We start from the raw sequence: 16031 nt of genomic DNA, 5'->3' as shown, positions 1-16031 counted from the left end.
TGGACCAGACCGTGTTCAAGGCCTTCACGGCCACCGGCGCGATCAGCTCGGCGGCGTTCTGGTCGGGCGCGAATGTCACGGCGGCGCACGATGCCGATGACCGGCTGATCTACAACACGTCCACCGGCGCGCTGTTCTACGACGCGGACGGCACCGGCTCGACCAAGGCCGTCCAGGTGGCTGTGCTGTCGGGCAATCCGGGCCTCGCCTTCGGGGACTTCCTGATCGTGGCGTGATCCCGCCTTTCATCATCCCCGCGGGGTCGGGAATCCGGTTTGCACCACTTTTCCTGGTGGGCTCCGGATCCCGGCCTTCGCGGGGAAGGCGAGAAAAGTAGCAGGCGGGCAAGGGCGATGGCCCTTGCCCGCTTTGCTTTACCCCATCGGGTACATGATCTCCCGGCTCACCGCGTTCACCGCCTTCATCGCCTCCTCCGGCAGCACCAGATCGGTGGCGGCGAAAATCGGGGTGCACTGCTCTTCGGTCGTCACGCCGACGATGGTCGAGGCAACGAAATCGTGCTGCTTCGACCAGGCGACCGCGAAGGTGACGGGGTCGAGCCCGTGCTCGGCGGCGATTGCTGCAAAGCGTTCAGCCGAAGCGATCGACTTCTCGTTGACGAAGCGGCGCGCCATGCTGGCCTGGCGGCCGCCCATTTCGAGGTACTTCGAGAAGCGCGCGCCTTCGGGGCGGGCGCCGTCGCTGTATTTGCACGCCAGCACGCCGCCGCCGATGGGCGAGTAGGGGATCAGGCTCACGCCTTCCTTGCGGCAGACCTGCGCCAGTTCATCTTCGAAGCGGCGGTTGTTGAGGCTGAAGTTGTTCTGGATCGTGTGGTAGCGCGCGGCACCGACGGCCTTGGCGGCCTCGATCGATTTCATCAGGCCCCACGACGTCTCGTTCGAGCAGCCCAGCACGCGAACCTTGCCCGCGCGGACCAGTTCGTCGAGCACTTCCATGGTTTCTTCATAGGACGTGTCATGGTCGGGCCAGTGGGTCTGGTAGAGGTCGATGTAATCGGTGCCGAGCTTGGTCAGGCTGTCTTCGACGGCGCGGATGATGTTGTGGCGGTCCAGCGCGGTCATGCCGTTGCGCTTTGGGCTCTTGAACCAGACGTGGCTGGGGCCGGAGACCTTGGTGGCCATGATGATCGCATCGCGCGGTTTGGTCTTGAGCCACTTGCCGACGATTTCCTCGGTACGGCCGACCCACTTGATATCCGGCGGCACTGGATAGCCTTCGGCGGTGTCGTAGAAATTGATGCCCGCGTCGTAGCTCATGTCGAGAATGCGCAGCGAGGTCGCCTCGTCGGCCTGGCTGCCGAAGGTCATCGTGCCCATGCAGATATCGGAAACGACAATGGCGGAGGTGCCGAGGCGGCGGTGCTGCATGACTGGTATTCTCCCAAATGATCTTCGCCGCAGGGTGGCGCGGCCTTGTGGGGTGGTCAAGGTAGGGGCGCTAGCGAAAGTGGGGAGGGGTCGCGGGTGATTGCGCGGCTGGCGCGGGTTTCCTAGGGGTTGGGGCGTGAGCGAACTTCCCATCCATGCCGTGCTGCCCGAACTCCTGGACGCCTTGCGCGGCGGTTCCTCGGCAGTGCTGATCGCGCCGCCGGGGGCGGGCAAGACGACGGCGGTGGCGCCCGCATTGATCCATGAGCCATGGTGCAAGGGGCAGGTCGTGATGTTGAGCCCTCGGCGGGTGGCGGCGCGGGCGGCAGCGGAGCGCATGGCCGAGTTGATGGGGGAAGCTGCGGGCGAGACCGTCGGGTATGTCACCCGGCTGGACGCCAAGCGCTCTGCCCGCACGCGGATCGTGGTGATGACCGAGGCGATTTTTGTCTCGGCTCTGCTGGCCGATCCGGAGATGGCCGGGATTTCGGCGGTGCTGTTCGACGAGGCGCACGAGCGCAATCTGGGCAGCGATCTGGCGCTGGCGCTGGGCATCGAGGCGCAGGGGGTGCTGCGCGATGATCTCAGGCTGGTTGTCATGTCCGCCACGCTCGATGGGGCAAGGTTTGCGCGGCTGCTGGGCGATTGCGCGGTGGTTGAGAGCGAAGGCAAGGCGCATCCCTTGGCGATCCGCTGGCTGGGCTCGCGGCCCGATCTGAAGCCCGAGCAAGCGGTGGCAAGCGCGGTGGTGCAGGCCTGGGGCGAGGAGGAAGGCGATATCCTCGCGTTCCTGCCGGGCGTGGCGCAGATCGAGCGGTGCGCGGACCTATTGGCGCAGCGCCTGCCGCAAGCACTGGTGCTGCCTCTCCACGGACAGGTGGAGCCTGCCGGGCAGCGCGCGGCGATCCGGCGCGACGCGCAAGGGCGGCGGCGGGTGGTGCTGGCGACCAGCATTGCCGAGACTTCGCTGACGCTCGATGGCGTGCGGATCGTGGTCGATGCGGGGCTTTCGCGCCGGGCGGAGTTCGACAAGGCCGCGGGCGTGACCCGGCTGGTGACAGTGCGTGCGAGCCAGGCATCGGCTGCACAGCGCGCGGGGCGTGCGGCGCGGCAAGGGCCGGGTGTGGCCTACAGATTGTGGGAAGAGGCGGCGCATGCGGGGCGTGAGGCCTTCGATCCGCCGGAGATTTTGACCAGTGATCTGGCACACCTGGCCCTGACGCTGGCGCAGTGGGGCGTAGGTGATCCGGTCGATATGGCATGGATCGATCCGCCGCCCGCTGCCGCGATGGCTGCCGCGCGGGGGCAGCTTGTTGCGCTGGAGGCGCTGGACGCGGAAGGGCGGATCACCCCGCACGGGCGGGCAATGGCCTCGCTGCCGATGGAACCTGCGCTGGCGCATATGCTGCTTTATGCGGCGGCGCGGGGGCAGGCGGAGGAAGCAGCGCGGCTTGCCTTGCTCCTGCAGGAGCGCGGGCTTGGCGGGCGCGGCGAGGACCTTGCCGCACGGCTGGAGCGCTGGGCGCGCGAGCGGGGCGGGAGGGCCGAGGCTTCGCGGGTTCTGGCGGCGCGGTGGGCCAAAGCGGCGGAACGGCTGGTCCCGCCGGGCATGTCGCGTGGGACCGAGGTGCCGCTCGGCGTGCTCCTCGCCGAAGCGTTCCCGGACCGGATCGCGCGGGCGCGGTCGAGCAGCGGGGAGGAGTGGCTGGCCTCGGGCGGGCGGGGCTATCGGCTCGATCCGGCGAGCTCGCTCGTCCGTGCCGCATGGCTGGTGATCGGCGATGCGCAGGGCGAGGCCAAGGGCGCGCGGATCACGTCGGCAGTCGCGCTGGAGGAGGCAGAGGTCACGCGGCATCTCGCGCACCGGATCGAGGCGCGGCACACACTGGCGTGGAATGCTGCCGAGGCCCGCGTGGAGGCGCGGCTGGAGCGGCGGCTGGGCGCGGTGGTGCTGGCGCGGGTGCCCGACCCTGCGCCGGAGCCGGCGGCGGTCGAGGCGCTGCTTCTGGAAAGGCTGCGCGCCGACGGGCTGGTTCTCTTGCCGCAGGGCGAGAAGGCTGCGGCACTGCTAGAACGGGCGCGCCACGCACGGCTTTCCGAACTGGCAGAGGCGGCCTTGCTGGCCGATGCGCAAGAGTGGCTCGGGCCATTGCTGGCCGGGCGGCGTGATTTCCAGATCGGGGCTGGCAAGCTGCAGGAGGCGCTGCTCGGGCGGCTAGACTGGAATGCGCGCGCCGCGCTCGACCGGCTGGCGCCGGCGGAGTTCCGCTCGCCCGCCGGGACGAGCCATGCGATCGACTATGCGCATGAGGGCGGGCCGATGGTCGAATTGCGGGTGCAGGCGCTTTTCGGGCTCGATCGGCATCCGGTGATCGGCGATCCGCCAAGGCCGCTGCTGCTGTCGCTCACTTCGCCGGGGCAGAAGCCGATTCAGACGACAGCGGACCTGCCCGGCTTCTGGCGCGGTTCGTGGCGCGATGTGGTGAAGGATATGAAGGGTCGCTACCCCAGACACCGCTGGCCCGACGCGCCGTGGGAAGAAGAGGCGAGCTTGCGGACCAAGAACGCGTTCGAGGCCGGCAAGCGCTGAGGGGGTGGCGAATTGCCGCTCTGGATCCCCGCCTTCGCGGGGATGACGACGAAGTAAGGGGCAGGGCGAAGACGTAGGGGGCTGACGATGAGGTGGAGGCGATGGCAAAGACGTAGGGGGGCACATTACTGGCAGGGCTACCCCCAACCTTCGTCATCCCCGCGAAGGCGGGGATCCAGAGCGACGAACTCGCCGTTCCGGGCTATCACAGGCTTGATTTAGGCCATGATTCGTGGCCAAGGGAGCGCCATGACCGCACGCATCTACCAGCGCCCGAAGAATGCCATGCAATCGGGCAAATCGCGCATCGACCAGTGGGTTCTCGAATTCGCCCCGGCCGAGGCACGGCGGCCTGATCCGCTTATGGGTTGGGCCGGATCGGGCGATACGCAGGTGCAGGTCGTGCTGACGTTTGCCTCGGCAGACGAGGCCAGAGCCTATGCCGACAAGTACGGCATTGCCGCGCATGTCAGCACCACGCCGCCGCGGCGGCTGAAGCTGCAGAGCTACGCGGACAATTTTCGGTAAGGCATCAGTCCTCCCCGCTTTTGCGAAGCACAAGGGGGGAGGGGGACCGCCCGCGCAGCGGGTGGTAGAGGGGTAAGGCCCCCTCCGTCAGCCCTTCAGGCTGCTACCTCTCCATTTGCACTGCGTGAAAATGGAGAGGACCTTGCAGAGGATTGCAATTTCCGGTCAGCCCCGCCATATGCGCCGCGGGAGTCGGGCGGACGTTAGCTGTCGCCAACCTGGTCAGGTCCGGAAGGAAGCAGCCACAACGATGTGCGGCGGGTCGCCCGGCTCCTTCAGTCCCCCGCAGATATGCCCTTCATGCGAGAACGCGCTTCGTTGCGCGAGCCTGTCGCGGGCACCGTGCCGCTGACTTTGCCGAGGCCGAAGGGCACCATATTGGCGTAGATCGTCTCGCTACCGTGGGCGGGGACGACGTAGGTTTCGTGATAGATGCCGACGGTGCCGTCATTGCCCACCGCCTTGTTGAACGCGGTCCAGGCGGGCCAGTGCTTCTGGTCGCGGGCGCGGGCATAGGCCTCGAGGGCGTCGAAATCGCGCCAGTATTGCAGCAGCACGATCGTGCGCAGGCTGCGCAGCATGTACTCGGTGCCGAGGAAGCCGCTTTCAGGATTGCGCGACAGCTCCGCGATCATCGGGCCCATCGCGTTGACCACCGGCAGCCACTTGCCGGGCTTGTGAAAGTGGTTGATCCGCATGCCGATCACGAAAACGACCAGCGGCCCTTCATGGGCTGCGGTCATACGGCCGGGGGTGATCTTGCTCATGGAGGGAAGGTTGCGCCTTGCAACCTGTCTGTCAATGCCGCTCAATCGAGCGAGACACCCAGCCGTGCGGCTTCGGCTTGCAGCGTGGCCTGCAAGGCCTTGGTCTGATTGAGCGTCAGCGCATCAGCCTTGGCGATGAAGGCACGGAAATCGACCACGCCGTGGCAGACGCCGTTCTGGTCATGGGCTTGTTCCGCCTTTCCCATGCGTTCGACCAACGCGAACAGGTCGGGCAGCATCGCCAGAGTGGCGAGTGGATTGCCGCCGGGGCTGGCCGATCCAACTGAGCTCAGGATGAGCTTGAACATGCGGTCCTTGCTGACCTTGCCTGAACTTTCGAGCTTCCATGTCATCCACTGGGTCAGTCGGTCGCGCCACGAGGTGCGCGCGATCATGAGGCCGATGTAGGAATCGCTCGAGTGGTCGGCCAGGCTGGCGGTCATCGCCGCAAGCTTGGCTGGATCCTGGCAGTCGGCCGCGAGTGTGACCGGAGGCAGCGGGATTTCGGGCGGAGCCGGGCGGGGCGTGCCGGGGGGCAGGTCTCCAAACGCCTCACGGGCGTGGACCTTCAGCAGATCGTCGCGGCCGCAGGTCAGCGTGAGTTCGCCGAGACCATAATCCACATGGGCCAGGACCCGCGTGGCCGAAGCGCCCTCGCCGACCGGGCGGGCGAAAGTGTGGCCGCCGCCATAGCCCATGAGGTAGAGCGGCTGCTGGCCGTCTTCCATATCGGCGTTGGTCCATCCGGCGGCGGCGAGCGCTTCGGCAAGGTGCGGGGCATAGGGCTCGGCCGCTTCCTTGGGCATCGGGACCTTGTAGGTCATTTCCATGAACTGGCCGGACCACTGGGTTGCGCGGGGCTGGGCGCCGCTGAATGGGGCGAAGCTATCGGGCAGGGCATAGCCTTGGCCGAGGTCCGATTCGATCCGGCTGCTACCAGGGACACCCGTCTGGCCGAAGGTGAACTGCATCGCACCGCCGGGCGAGCACATCCGTGCGAGCAGCGCGGCATCGGGGACGGGCGGTGCCACGGGGTCGGCGGCGCGCGCAGTGATCGGTGCCAGCGCCAGCGCAAGAACTCCGATCATGATGCGCACCGGACGTCTCCTCCCTGCCTGTCATGCACGCTATCGTGCAGCGAGCCCTTCGACAATTGCCCGCCAAGCGCCTAATCAGGGGCCATGGCCGATTCCACCGACATGTTTGGCGACCCGATCGACGACGAGCCCGAGGACGACACCCCGAGCGCGGCGGAGCTTGAGGCGGCAGGGCAGGCATCGATGTTCGGTGATCCGGCGCCCGCTCCGGCGGCAGATGTCGTGCGCGAGGAGCGGGCGGCGGCTCCGGTGGCAGCTGCGCCTGCAGGCCAGCCCTACCGCGTGCTCGCGCGCAAGTACCGGCCGCAGACTTTTGCCGAGCTGATCGGTCAGGACGCGATGGTGCAGACGCTGGGCAATGCGATCCGGCGCGGGCGGCTGGCGCATGCCTTCCTGATGACCGGCGTGCGCGGGGTGGGCAAGACCTCGACCGCGCGGCTGATCGCCAAGGCCTTGAACTGCATCGGGCCGGACGGCGAGGGCGGGCCGACGATCGATCCGTGCGGGGTTTGCGAGCCTTGCGTCGCGATTGCCGAGGGGCGGCACATCGACGTGATCGAGATGGACGCGGCAAGCCACACCGGCGTCGACGACGTGCGCGAGATCATCGAGGCTGTGCGCTATGCAGCGGTTTCGGCGCGGTACAAGATCTACATCATCGACGAAGTCCACATGCTCAGCCGCAACGCGTTCAACGCGCTGCTGAAGACGCTGGAGGAACCGCCGGGGCACGTGAAATTCCTCTTTGCCACGACCGAAGTCGACAAGCTGCCAGTGACGGTGCTGTCGCGCTGCCAGCGGTTTGACTTGCGCCGTATCCAGACGCCGGTGCTGGCGGCGCATTTCGGGAAGGTGTGCGAGGCGGAAAGCGTCGCGGCCGAGGACGAGGCGCTGGCGATGATCGCGGCTGCGGCCGAAGGTTCGGTGCGTGACGGGCTGTCGATCCTCGACCAGGCAATCAGCCATGCCGACATGGCAGGCGGCGGGGACGTGACCGCCGAGCAGGTCCGCGAGATGCTGGGGCTGGCCGACAAGACCATGCAGCGGCGCCTGTTTGCCGCGGTGATCGGCGGCAAGGGCGATGCCGTGCTGGAGGAAGTGGCCGCGCAATATGCGCTGGGGATCGAGCCCACCGCGATGATGCGTGCGCAGCTCGATCTCGTCCATAAAGTGACCGTCACGCAGATCGCGGGCAAGGCCGACGCGCGCTCGAGCGAGGAGCGTGACGCGCTGGAGGGCTGGGCGAAGCGGCTGGGCGCTGGCGCGCTGCACCGGCTGTGGCAGCTGCTGCTCAAGGGCTATGACGAAGTGCGCGGCGCGCCTGATCCGCTGGTGGCGGCGCAAATGGCGCTGCTGCGGGTGATGCACGCGGCTGACTTGCCCGATCCGGGCGGACTGATCAAACAGCTTGAAGCTTTCGCGGCGAACCCGCCGGCAATGCAGGCGGCCGCCGCGCCGGCGGGTGCATCTGCAACGATGGCCGCCGCGCCGCCGAGCGTGGAAGCGGTCTCGGCAGAGTGGGCGCGGCTGGTCGAGGCGGTCGAGCAACTCTCTCCGCTGATCGGATCGGCGATGCGGCTTTCGGTGCGCGTGGTTTCGCTCACCCCGGGCCGCCTTGTCTATGCGCTGGCGCCGGGCATTCCGGGCGATCCCACGATGGACATGCGGCGGGGTCTGGAAGGCGCAACCGGCGGGCAATGGCAGGTCGAGCGCACGGCCGAGCAGGGCGGCGCCATGCCCGCGCTCGAGGAAGCGCGCGCGGCGTCGGCGGCGCGCGAAGAAGCGGCGCTGCGCGAGAACCCGCTGGTTCGCGCGGCTTTTGCCGCGTTTCCGGGGGCTGAAATGATCGATGAGGCGACTATATCGCCGCAATCCCAGAAATCTTGGAGCAAACGCGCATGAAGTCGATGGAAGAGATGATCCAGGCCGCGCAGGCCGCCGCCCAGACGATCCAGAAGCAGATGGAAGAGGCGCAAGGCAAGCTCGATGCCATCGAAGTTGAAGGCGTCGCGGGTGGCGGACTGGTGAGAATCCGCGCCTCGGCAAAGGGACGGGTGATCGGGGTTTCGATCGACGACAGCCTGATGGACAAGGCCGAGAAGGGCATTCTCGAAGACCTCGTTGCCGCCGCATTCAACGATTGCCGCCAGCGCGCCGATGCCGCCGCTGCGGAGGAAATGCAGAAAGTGCAGATGGCGGCAGGCATTCCGCCGGGGTTCAAGCTGCCTTTCTGATCGGGGCGGGACACCGGGCGCAGACACGGGGCGCTTTGCCGCGCGGCCAAGACAGCACAGGCTGGCGCTTTGTGTGTCACGGCGCTATATAGAATTGTCACAAAAATTGAACGGACGCGCGGTTCCCGCCGGCGCCGCATAAAGGTCGTTTCCCCTGAGCGCATTTGCCCTGCTTGCTGCCGCTGCCTTGGCCAGCGCCCTGCCTGCCGAAGTTCCGCCCGCCCCGGCCGCTCCTTTGGCTGCTCCTGCGGCGCCTGCCTCAGCCCCGCCGGCTGGCGCGAAGCCAGCCGCATCAGCGCCTGACCAACTTCCCCCGCTGCCAGGCGAAATCGTTGTATCCGGCTCGATCAAGGCTCCGCCCGAGGACCCGCTCGCCCGCGCCAATGAGAAGTCGTACGAAGTGCTGCAGACGGTCGACGACAAGTTCGTCGGCCCGGTAGCGGCGGGCTATGAAAAGGACGTGCCGCGCCCGCTGCGCATGGCCTTGCGCAATTTCATCCGCAACGTGCGCGAGCCGGTGGTGGCGATTGCCTACCTGCTGGAGATCAAGCCCGGCAAGGCATTCGAGACCGTCGGGCGGTTCGGAATCAATTCGACCATCGGGCTTGGCGGCACGATCGATGTGGCGCGGAGCAAGCCGTTCAACCTGCCCTATCGCCAGAACGGCCTTGCCAATGTGCTGGGCTATTACGGCGTCGGGCCGGGGCCGTACTTGTTCCTGCCGCTGGTCGGGCCGACAACGGTGCGCGATCTGGTCGGTCTGATTGCAGACCGGCTGGTAGTGCCGCTGGGCGTGGGGACGCCGTTCAACAAGCCATATTACGCCATTCCGATCAACGTGATAGACGCGCTCGACTATCGCACCGAGGCGGACGAGGATTTCAAGCGCCTGCGCGATGCAGCTGATCCCTATTCGACGTATCGCCGTGTCTACCTGCAATCGCGGATCGACCAGATCGAGGCGCTGCACGGGCGTGGGCCACTGGTGAAGGGCCAGGTTCGCTATGGTCCCTTCGCACGGCCGGTGGGCGCTGCGGCAGGGTCGGTATCAGCCGCCGAAAAGAAGGTGATGGAGCAGGATGAGGAGCCGGTGACGACACCGGCGCCGATGCAGGCACCCGTACCCCCTCCCGCACCAGAAGTAACGGCACCCTCGGCCCCGCCAGCGCCTGCGCCGCCGCCAGTGTTTATCTCGGAGCCGGTGGTGCAATCAATTCCCTGAGCCGGGGCGCTAGCTCGATTCAGCGAGTGGCGTTATTGCCGGCTTATGACTGAACCTATGTCAGACGCAGATCGCTCCCGACTGATAGCTGAACTGGGCTTTATGGGATGGCAGGCCATAGATCATTGGCTTGGCGATGGTGACTATTACGGGTTCAACCTGTCCAGGTATCGCGAGGCCATCGCAGAATACGAGAAGGCCTGGGGGCTGTTGGTCACGCCTTGGCAGCGGAAGACCATGGGTACTTTCATTCTCGAGGGTATCGCCGATTTCGCCTTGCGGTCGGGCGACCCTGAACTGGTCGGCGAGATCCTGGAGAGACTCCGTCGGGACTCCGATGGGATCCCCGCGGCGCCTCTGCGGGAGGCTTGCGAGAAACTGTCCCGCATCGCCGGCCAGCCGAACCAAGGTTAAGCGGCAAACCGGGGCCGGTGCCTGAGGTCTGCTGGCCGCGCCCGAATTCGGGGCCCTCATCCACAACCCCGGTACAACGGGCCATTGCGGGCGGGGGGGCGGGCTCCCATATTCACATCCAAGAACCCGCCGTCCTCTCCCAGCGGCGGGGCGAATGGAATTGACGCACATGACAAGCTACCCCCTGCTTCCCCTGCGCGACATTGTCGTGTTTCCCGGCATGGTCGTGCCGCTCTTCGTTGGCCGCGAGAAATCGGTCGCCGCGCTTGAGGCGGCTATGGCCGGATCGAAGGAGATCTTCCTTCTCGCGCAGCTCGATCCCGGCTGCGACGATCCGGACCGTGATGACCTCTATGATACCGGGGTGATCGCCACGGTGCTCCAGCTGCTCAAGCTGCCCGATGGCACCGTGCGCGTGCTCGTCGAGGGGCATCGCCGCGCGGAGCTGAATTCGCTGCGGCCCGAGACAACGAGCGACGGCGAGCTGGTCGTTGCCGAAGTCGAGGTGATCGAGCCGGAAGTCGTCTCGGGTGCCGAGGTGGCGGGCATGATGCGCTCGGTGGTCGATCAGTTCGGCGAATATGCCAAGCTTTCGAAGAAGCTGCCGCAGGACGCCGGCTCGCAGCTGGGCGATATCGAGGACGCTGGCAAGCTGGCCGACGCGGTCGCGGCAAACCTGGCCGCGCGCGTTGCCGAAAAGCAGGCGGTGCTTGCCGAGGCCGATCCGATGAAGCGGCTCGAGATGGTGCTCTCGTTCATGGAGGGCGAGCTTGGCGTGCTGCAGGTGGAGCGCAAGATCCGCGGGCGCGTGAAGCGCCAGATGGAGAAGACGCAGCGCGAGTACTACCTCAACGAGCAGTTGAAGGCGATCCAGTCTGAACTCGGCGGCGGCGATGACGGCGAGGGCAACGAGATTGCCGAGCTGCAGGAAAAGATCGAGAAGCTCAGGCTTTCGAAGGAAGCGCGCGCCAAGGCCAACGCCGAGCTCAAGAAGCTGCGCACGATGCAGCCGATGAGCGCGGAAGCAACGGTCATCCGCAATTACCTCGATGTGCTGCTGGGCCTGCCCTGGGGCAAGAAGTCGAAGCTGAAGAAGGACATCGCCGCGGCGCAGGCCGTGCTCGATGCCGATCACTATGCGCTCGACAAGGTCAAGGACCGGATCATCGAGTATCTGGCAGTGCAGGCGCGCACCAACAAGCTGAAGGGGCCGATCCTGTGCCTCGTCGGCCCGCCGGGCGTGGGCAAGACCTCGCTGGGCAAGTCGATCGCCAAGGCGACCGGCCGCCAGTTCGTGCGCCAGTCCTTGGGCGGTGTGCGCGACGAGGCCGAGATCCGTGGCCACCGCCGCACATATATCGGCTCGCTGCCGGGCAAGATCGTGACCAACCTCAAGAAGGCCGGCACCGCGAACCCGCTGTTCCTGCTCGATGAGATCGACAAGCTCGGCCAGGATTTCCGCGGCGATCCCGCCTCGGCGCTGCTCGAGGTGCTTGACCCGGAACAGAACAGCAAGTTCCAGGACCACTATCTGGAGCTTGATCTCGATCTGTCGGACGTGATGTTCGTTTGCACCGCGAACAGCCTCAACCTGCCGCAGGCGCTGCTTGACCGCATGGAGATCATCCGGCTCGAGGGCTATACCGAGGACGAGAAGGTCGAGATTGCCGAGCGGCATCTGATTGCCAAGCAGATCGAGGCGCATGGGCTGAAGGCCGGCGAGTTCACGCTGGAGCAGGCGGCGCTGCGCGACCTCATCCGCTACTACACCCGCGAGGCCGGGGTGCGCACGCTGGAGCGCGAGATCGCGCGGCTGGCGCGCAAGGCGCTGCGGCGCATCCTTGAGAAGAAGGAAGCCGCAGTAACGATCACGCCGGAAAACCTTGCGGACTTCTCGGGCGTGCGCAAGTTCCGCCACGGCGTCTCCGACGAGGAGAACCAGGTCGGCGCGGTGACGGGCCTTGCCTGGACCGAAGTGGGCGGCGAATTGCTGACGATCGAGAGCGTGACGGTGCCTGGCAAGGGCGCGGTCAAGACCACCGGCAAGCTTGGCGAGGTGATGAGCGAGAGCGTCCAGATGGCGTTCAGCTTCGTCAAGGCGCGCGGGCCGGGCTACGGCATCAAGCCCTCGATCTTCAATCGCAAGGACCTGCACATCCACTTGCCCGAAGGCGCGGTGCCAAAGGACGGGCCGAGCGCGGGCGTTGGCATGGTGACGGCGATGGTCTCGACGCTCACCGGCATTCCGGTGCGTGCCGATGTGGCGATGACCGGCGAGGTTACGCTGCGCGGACGGGTGCTGGCGATTGGCGGGCTCAAGGAAAAGCTGCTTGCGGCGCTGCGCGGGGGCATCAAGACGGTGCTTATCCCCGAGGAGAACCGCAAGGACCTTGCCGAGATTCCGGCGAACATCAAGGAAGGCCTCGAGATCGTGCCGGTGTCCCATGTCGATGAAGTGCTGGCGCATGCGCTGACCGCGCCGACCGAGGCGATCGAATGGACCGAGGCGGATGATCTGGCCGCTCAGCCGGCAGCTCCGCTGGCCCCAGGGAGTGCATCACCGACGGCGCATTGATACCTTGCAAACTGCAGTGCAGCATGAGTTTTCATGCTGCACCCTTGCGTTGCAGCATCGATCCCTGTTGGGCCCGCCCACGCCCCCTGAAGGTGTGGGCGGGCCCAACTGGTCAAAAACACGCCGGATTTCGGGGATAAACCGACGAATCCGGGCCTTTTTGGCTTTGACAGCCGATTCTTTCTCGGCTCTCTTCCCCCGGCCCGAATTTCGATTCCGGCAAACGGTTGAGTGGAAAAAAGCCAAAGGGGGTTCCGCAATGAACAAGAATGATCTGATCAGCGCAGTGGCCGACGCGAGCGGCCTTTCGAAGGGTGACGCGACCAAGGCGGTTGAAGCCGTGTTCGACAGCGTGACCGCAGCGCTCGCAGCTGGTGATGAAGTGCGTCTGGTCGGTTTCGGCACCTTCTCGGTCGCCAAGCGCAAAGCCTCCACCGGCCGCAATCCCCGCACCGGAGAACCGATGTCGATCAAGGCTTCTTCGCAGCCCAAGTTCAAGGCCGGCAAGGGCCTCAAGGACTCCGTCAACTAAGACCGAGCGGTCCTTCGTGCGCGCGCCCGGCAGGGCAGGCGCGCAAGCCGCATCAAAAACGCCGCGCCGGGGAATCGGCGCGGCGTTTTTGCGTCTACTCCCCCCATTTCTGCCGCAGGTACAAATGGGGAGGTGGGCCGCCGCAGACGGGTCGGAGGTGTATTTCGGCCTACTTCCCGAGCTTGATCAGCGCGGTCGGCGCGGCGCTGGTGCGGGCATCCACCTTCCAGTCGAGCCGGGTAAGCCCACTGGCAGCTTCGGCCTGCGGGCCTTCATCGGTGTTGTTGGCCAGGATCTGGCCATCGGTGCGCACGGTGAAGGTGCCCTCGGCGATCGGCGGGCCGCCCATGCCCGGCTTCGATCCGGCCTTGGATGTCTCCTTCAGGCCGCCCATCGCGCCGGCCATGGCGCCGAGCCCCGGCATGACCGGATTGGCCGCCGCTGTGCTGAAAGCGGGCGCGTCCACCCGCACGCTGCCATCGCTGCGGCGAATCGCCGTCACGAACGGCATGACCATCGGCAGGCGCTCGATCGTGGGGAAAGTGAAATCGTGGTCAAGCCGACCCGAAATGGAGTAATCTACCTCGAATTTGCCTCCGCCCTTGCTCACGACGGAGGTGAAACCCTGCTGGCGGGCAAGGCGCTGCGCGAAGGCTTCGGCAGCCTTGGGATCATCGGGATCGATGCCGCCCATCATGGACTGCATCATCTTGCGGTTCTGTGCGTTCTCCTCAGCCTTGGCGGCCTTGCGCTCCTTCTGCTCGTCGTTCCACTTCGCGCGCTGCTGCGCGATTTCGGCGGCGCTGCAGTCGTGCGTCTCATCGGTGGTCGGATCGGTGCAGGGCTGCTGCTCGAAGGGTTCGGCTGTGGCCTCCTCCATCTTGGCCCCCTTCGCGCCCTGCGCCAGCGCGGCGAGAATGATCTCGCCTTTATAGTGGAACGTGAACGTGCCGTCCTTGCGCAGCGCCAGATCGCTGGTGAAGCGCCCTGGTAGCACCATGCAGCCGGCAAGCACGAGAAGCATGGCGGCGGCGGTCAGCGCGGCTGCGATCCTGCGATGGGCAATCATGGCCAGTCCCCCCTTTTCGCGAGCGGGGTATGGGCCGGATCAGTCGGCATCCCCGCGAGTCGCGACAGCATAGAGCGCAATTGCTGCCGCATTCGAAACATTGAGGCTTTCCACCGCCGAGGCAATCGGCAGCCGCGCGATGGAATCGCAATGCTGCGCAACATTGTGCCTGAGGCCTTCGCCTTCCGCGCCGAGCACGAGGGCGACCGGGCCGGCGGGGACGGCCGCCGGGAACACCGCGCTGCCCTCGCCATCGAGCCCTATGCGCCAGTAGCCGGCTTCGGCAATCACCTCGAGCGCGCGGGCGAGATTGACCACCCGCACCCACGGAACGACTTCCAGTGCGCCCGAGGCGGCCTTGGCGAGCGTTCCGGATTCAGGCGGGGCGTGGCGGTCCTGCGTTATGATCGCGGCGACATCGAAGGCGGCGCAGCTGCGCAGGATCGCGCCGACGTTGTGCGGGTCGGTCACTTGGTCGAGGATAACCAGCGTGCGGCCATCGGCTTCCTCGATCGCATCGGGCAGAGCGACATCATCGAGCGCCAGGCATTCGAGCACAAGGCCCTGATGCGGCGCATCGCGCGCGACAAGGCGCGCCAGATCGAGGGCCTGCGCGTATTCGACCGGCAGCGAGGGTGGCAGCTCGGCGTCGTTGTCGTCGAGCAGTTCCTGGATCGCCTCACGCGTGCCCCAGAGCTTCTTCGCAACGCGCTCCGGGTTGGTCAGCGCGGCCTCGACCGCATGGCGGCCCCAGAGCCGCACCGCACCCGTCGATGCCCGGCCCGACCCGCGCCCGCCCTGCATCCGTCCGGCGCGGCCCCGCATCGGCTTCGAACGGGGGGAGTTTTCATCGCGCCTTGGCATCTCGTGGTTTTTCCGTCTGTCAAAATATCGCACTGCCCATGCCAGCCGACCCATTGACAGGCAAGCGGTGCTTCGCCAAAGGGGCGCCTCACTCGGCCGGAGCCGCGCTTTTTCAACAAGGCGCGGTGCACAATCGGGGGCTCGCCCTCGCACCGGCAGCACTGGTGTGGACAGGTGGCCGAGTGGTTAAAGGCAGCAGACTGTAAATCTGCCCGCGCAAGCGTACGCTAGTTCGAATCTAGCCCTGTCCACCACCAGCCTCTCCACAGAGATCCTCAAAAAGCCCTAGAAGTCCAGTAATTCCGGGCATATTCTTACATCCATCGTCCGCATGACGCCACGCTGATTTGCGTGCAGCCAAGCCCAAGTGTGGGGGTAACGTGGGGGTGAATGACTTACCCCCACACTTTTCCTTCCCCGATGTGTGGGGAGAGAATGTGGGGGTAAATTGTGGGCAATCTCACAGTTCTTGCGGTCAAGGCAGCCATGTCGAATCCGGGAACCTACCAGGACGGTGACGGGCTGTTTCTGAAGATCGACAAACGAGGCGGTGCCTATTGGCTTCTGCGTCTACAGCGCGACGGCAAGCGTCAGGACATCGGACTGGGCAGCGCGAAACTTGTTTCGCTTGCAGAGGCCCGCATGCGAGCAAGCGAGCTTCGCAAGGTCGCAAAAGTCGACAAGCGCGACGTCCTGACGTGACCCCCTGATTTCCATCCAGGAATGATTAGAGTCCGGCCTATGGAAG

Annotated in this window: 14 protein-coding genes, 1 tRNA gene, 1 other RNA gene and 1 pseudogene; 12 read left to right on the top strand and 5 right to left on the bottom strand. The window is 66.1% G+C overall.

Going from position 1 to position 16031, the window contains the following annotated elements; all coding sequences use genetic code 11:
• Positions 1-236, top strand: a pseudogene (locus tag WCL10_RS19810) (hypothetical protein); the annotation flags it as partial.
• Between the two features lie 138 nt (positions 237-374).
• On the opposite strand, the gene WCL10_RS19805 reads toward WCL10_RS19810, so the two are convergent.
• Positions 375-1391 carry an aldo/keto reductase gene (locus WCL10_RS19805; RefSeq protein WP_336897368.1) on the bottom strand — a complete coding sequence of 339 codons (1017 nt, stop codon included), beginning with the start codon at positions 1389-1391 and terminating at the stop codon, positions 375-377.
• Positions 1392-1527: 136 nt separating this feature from the next.
• Between WCL10_RS19805 and hrpB the strand changes: the two genes are divergently transcribed.
• From hrpB to ffs, 3 genes are all read left to right on the top strand, one after another.
• Positions 1528-3981 carry an ATP-dependent helicase HrpB gene (hrpB, locus tag WCL10_RS19800; protein ID WP_336897367.1) on the top strand — a complete coding sequence of 818 codons (2454 nt, stop codon included), beginning with the start codon at positions 1528-1530 and terminating at the stop codon, positions 3979-3981.
• Between the two features lie 249 nt (positions 3982-4230).
• Positions 4231-4509: an ETC complex I subunit gene (locus tag WCL10_RS19795; protein WP_336897366.1), complete on the top strand. Its 279-nt coding sequence runs from the start codon at positions 4231-4233 to the stop codon at positions 4507-4509.
• 185 nt (positions 4510-4694) lie between these two features.
• Positions 4695-4789: signal recognition particle sRNA small type (gene ffs / locus WCL10_RS19790), an RNA gene on the top strand.
• Here the strand turns inward: ffs and WCL10_RS19785 are convergent.
• Both WCL10_RS19785 and WCL10_RS19780 read right to left on the bottom strand, forming a co-directional pair.
• Positions 4785-5276 carry a DUF4188 domain-containing protein gene (locus tag WCL10_RS19785; RefSeq protein ID WP_336897365.1) on the bottom strand — a complete coding sequence of 164 codons (492 nt, stop codon included), beginning with the start codon at positions 5274-5276 and terminating at the stop codon, positions 4785-4787. The genes ffs and WCL10_RS19785 overlap by 5 nt on opposite strands.
• Before the next feature lie 41 nt (positions 5277-5317).
• On the bottom strand, positions 5318-6364 hold the full coding sequence (locus tag WCL10_RS19780; RefSeq protein ID WP_336897364.1) for a hypothetical protein: 1047 nt from the start codon (positions 6362-6364) through the stop codon (positions 5318-5320).
• A gap of 93 nt (positions 6365-6457) precedes the next feature.
• Between WCL10_RS19780 and WCL10_RS19775 the strand changes: the two genes are divergently transcribed.
• The 6 genes from WCL10_RS19775 (at position 6458) to WCL10_RS19750 (ending at position 13350) form a co-directional block, all read left to right on the top strand.
• Complete coding sequence (locus WCL10_RS19775; RefSeq protein WP_336897363.1) at positions 6458-8275, top strand: DNA polymerase III subunit gamma/tau; 1818 nt, start codon at positions 6458-6460, stop codon at positions 8273-8275.
• Positions 8272-8607, top strand: coding sequence for a YbaB/EbfC family nucleoid-associated protein (locus tag WCL10_RS19770; RefSeq protein ID WP_336897362.1), 336 nt, complete (start codon positions 8272-8274; stop codon positions 8605-8607). The genes WCL10_RS19775 and WCL10_RS19770 overlap by 4 nt, the downstream gene beginning before the upstream one ends.
• Positions 8608-8794: 187 nt before the next feature.
• On the top strand, positions 8795-9829 hold the full coding sequence (locus WCL10_RS19765; protein WP_336897361.1) for a VacJ family lipoprotein: 1035 nt from the start codon (positions 8795-8797) through the stop codon (positions 9827-9829).
• Between the two features lie 57 nt (positions 9830-9886).
• The gene (locus tag WCL10_RS19760; protein WP_336897360.1) at positions 9887-10243 is read left to right on the top strand and encodes a hypothetical protein; all 357 of its coding nucleotides are present in this window, start codon (positions 9887-9889) and stop codon (positions 10241-10243) included.
• 169 nt (positions 10244-10412) lie between these two features.
• A complete protein-coding gene (gene lon / locus WCL10_RS19755; protein WP_336897359.1) occupies positions 10413-12818 on the top strand; it encodes an endopeptidase La in 2406 nt (801 codons plus the stop codon).
• A 259-nt stretch (positions 12819-13077) separates the two neighbouring features.
• A complete protein-coding gene (locus tag WCL10_RS19750; protein ID WP_336897358.1) occupies positions 13078-13350 on the top strand; it encodes an HU family DNA-binding protein in 273 nt (90 codons plus the stop codon).
• Positions 13351-13519: 169 nt separating this feature from the next.
• On the opposite strand, the gene WCL10_RS19745 is transcribed toward WCL10_RS19750, so the two are convergent.
• Both WCL10_RS19745 and rlmB read right to left on the bottom strand, forming a co-directional pair.
• A complete protein-coding gene (locus WCL10_RS19745) occupies positions 13520-14419 on the bottom strand; it encodes a hypothetical protein (protein WP_336897357.1) in 900 nt (299 codons plus the stop codon).
• Between the two features lie 39 nt (positions 14420-14458).
• Positions 14459-15283 carry a 23S rRNA (guanosine(2251)-2'-O)-methyltransferase RlmB gene (gene rlmB / locus WCL10_RS19740; protein WP_336897356.1) on the bottom strand — a complete coding sequence of 275 codons (825 nt, stop codon included), beginning with the start codon at positions 15281-15283 and terminating at the stop codon, positions 14459-14461.
• A 168-nt stretch (positions 15284-15451) separates the two neighbouring features.
• Here rlmB and WCL10_RS19735 point away from each other — a divergent pair.
• Positions 15452-15537: transfer RNA gene (locus WCL10_RS19735), tRNA-Tyr, on the top strand.
• Positions 15538-15733: 196 nt separating this feature from the next.
• Entirely contained in the window at positions 15734-15985 is a 252-nt protein-coding gene (locus WCL10_RS19730) for an Arm DNA-binding domain-containing protein (protein ID WP_336897355.1), read from the top strand.
• Positions 15986-16031 lie beyond the last annotated feature (46 nt).

The organism is Novosphingobium sp. (genome assembly GCF_037133355.1).
Lineage (GTDB): Bacteria > Pseudomonadota > Alphaproteobacteria > Sphingomonadales > Sphingomonadaceae > Novosphingobium.
This window is presented reverse-complemented; position numbering and strand designations above follow the sequence as displayed.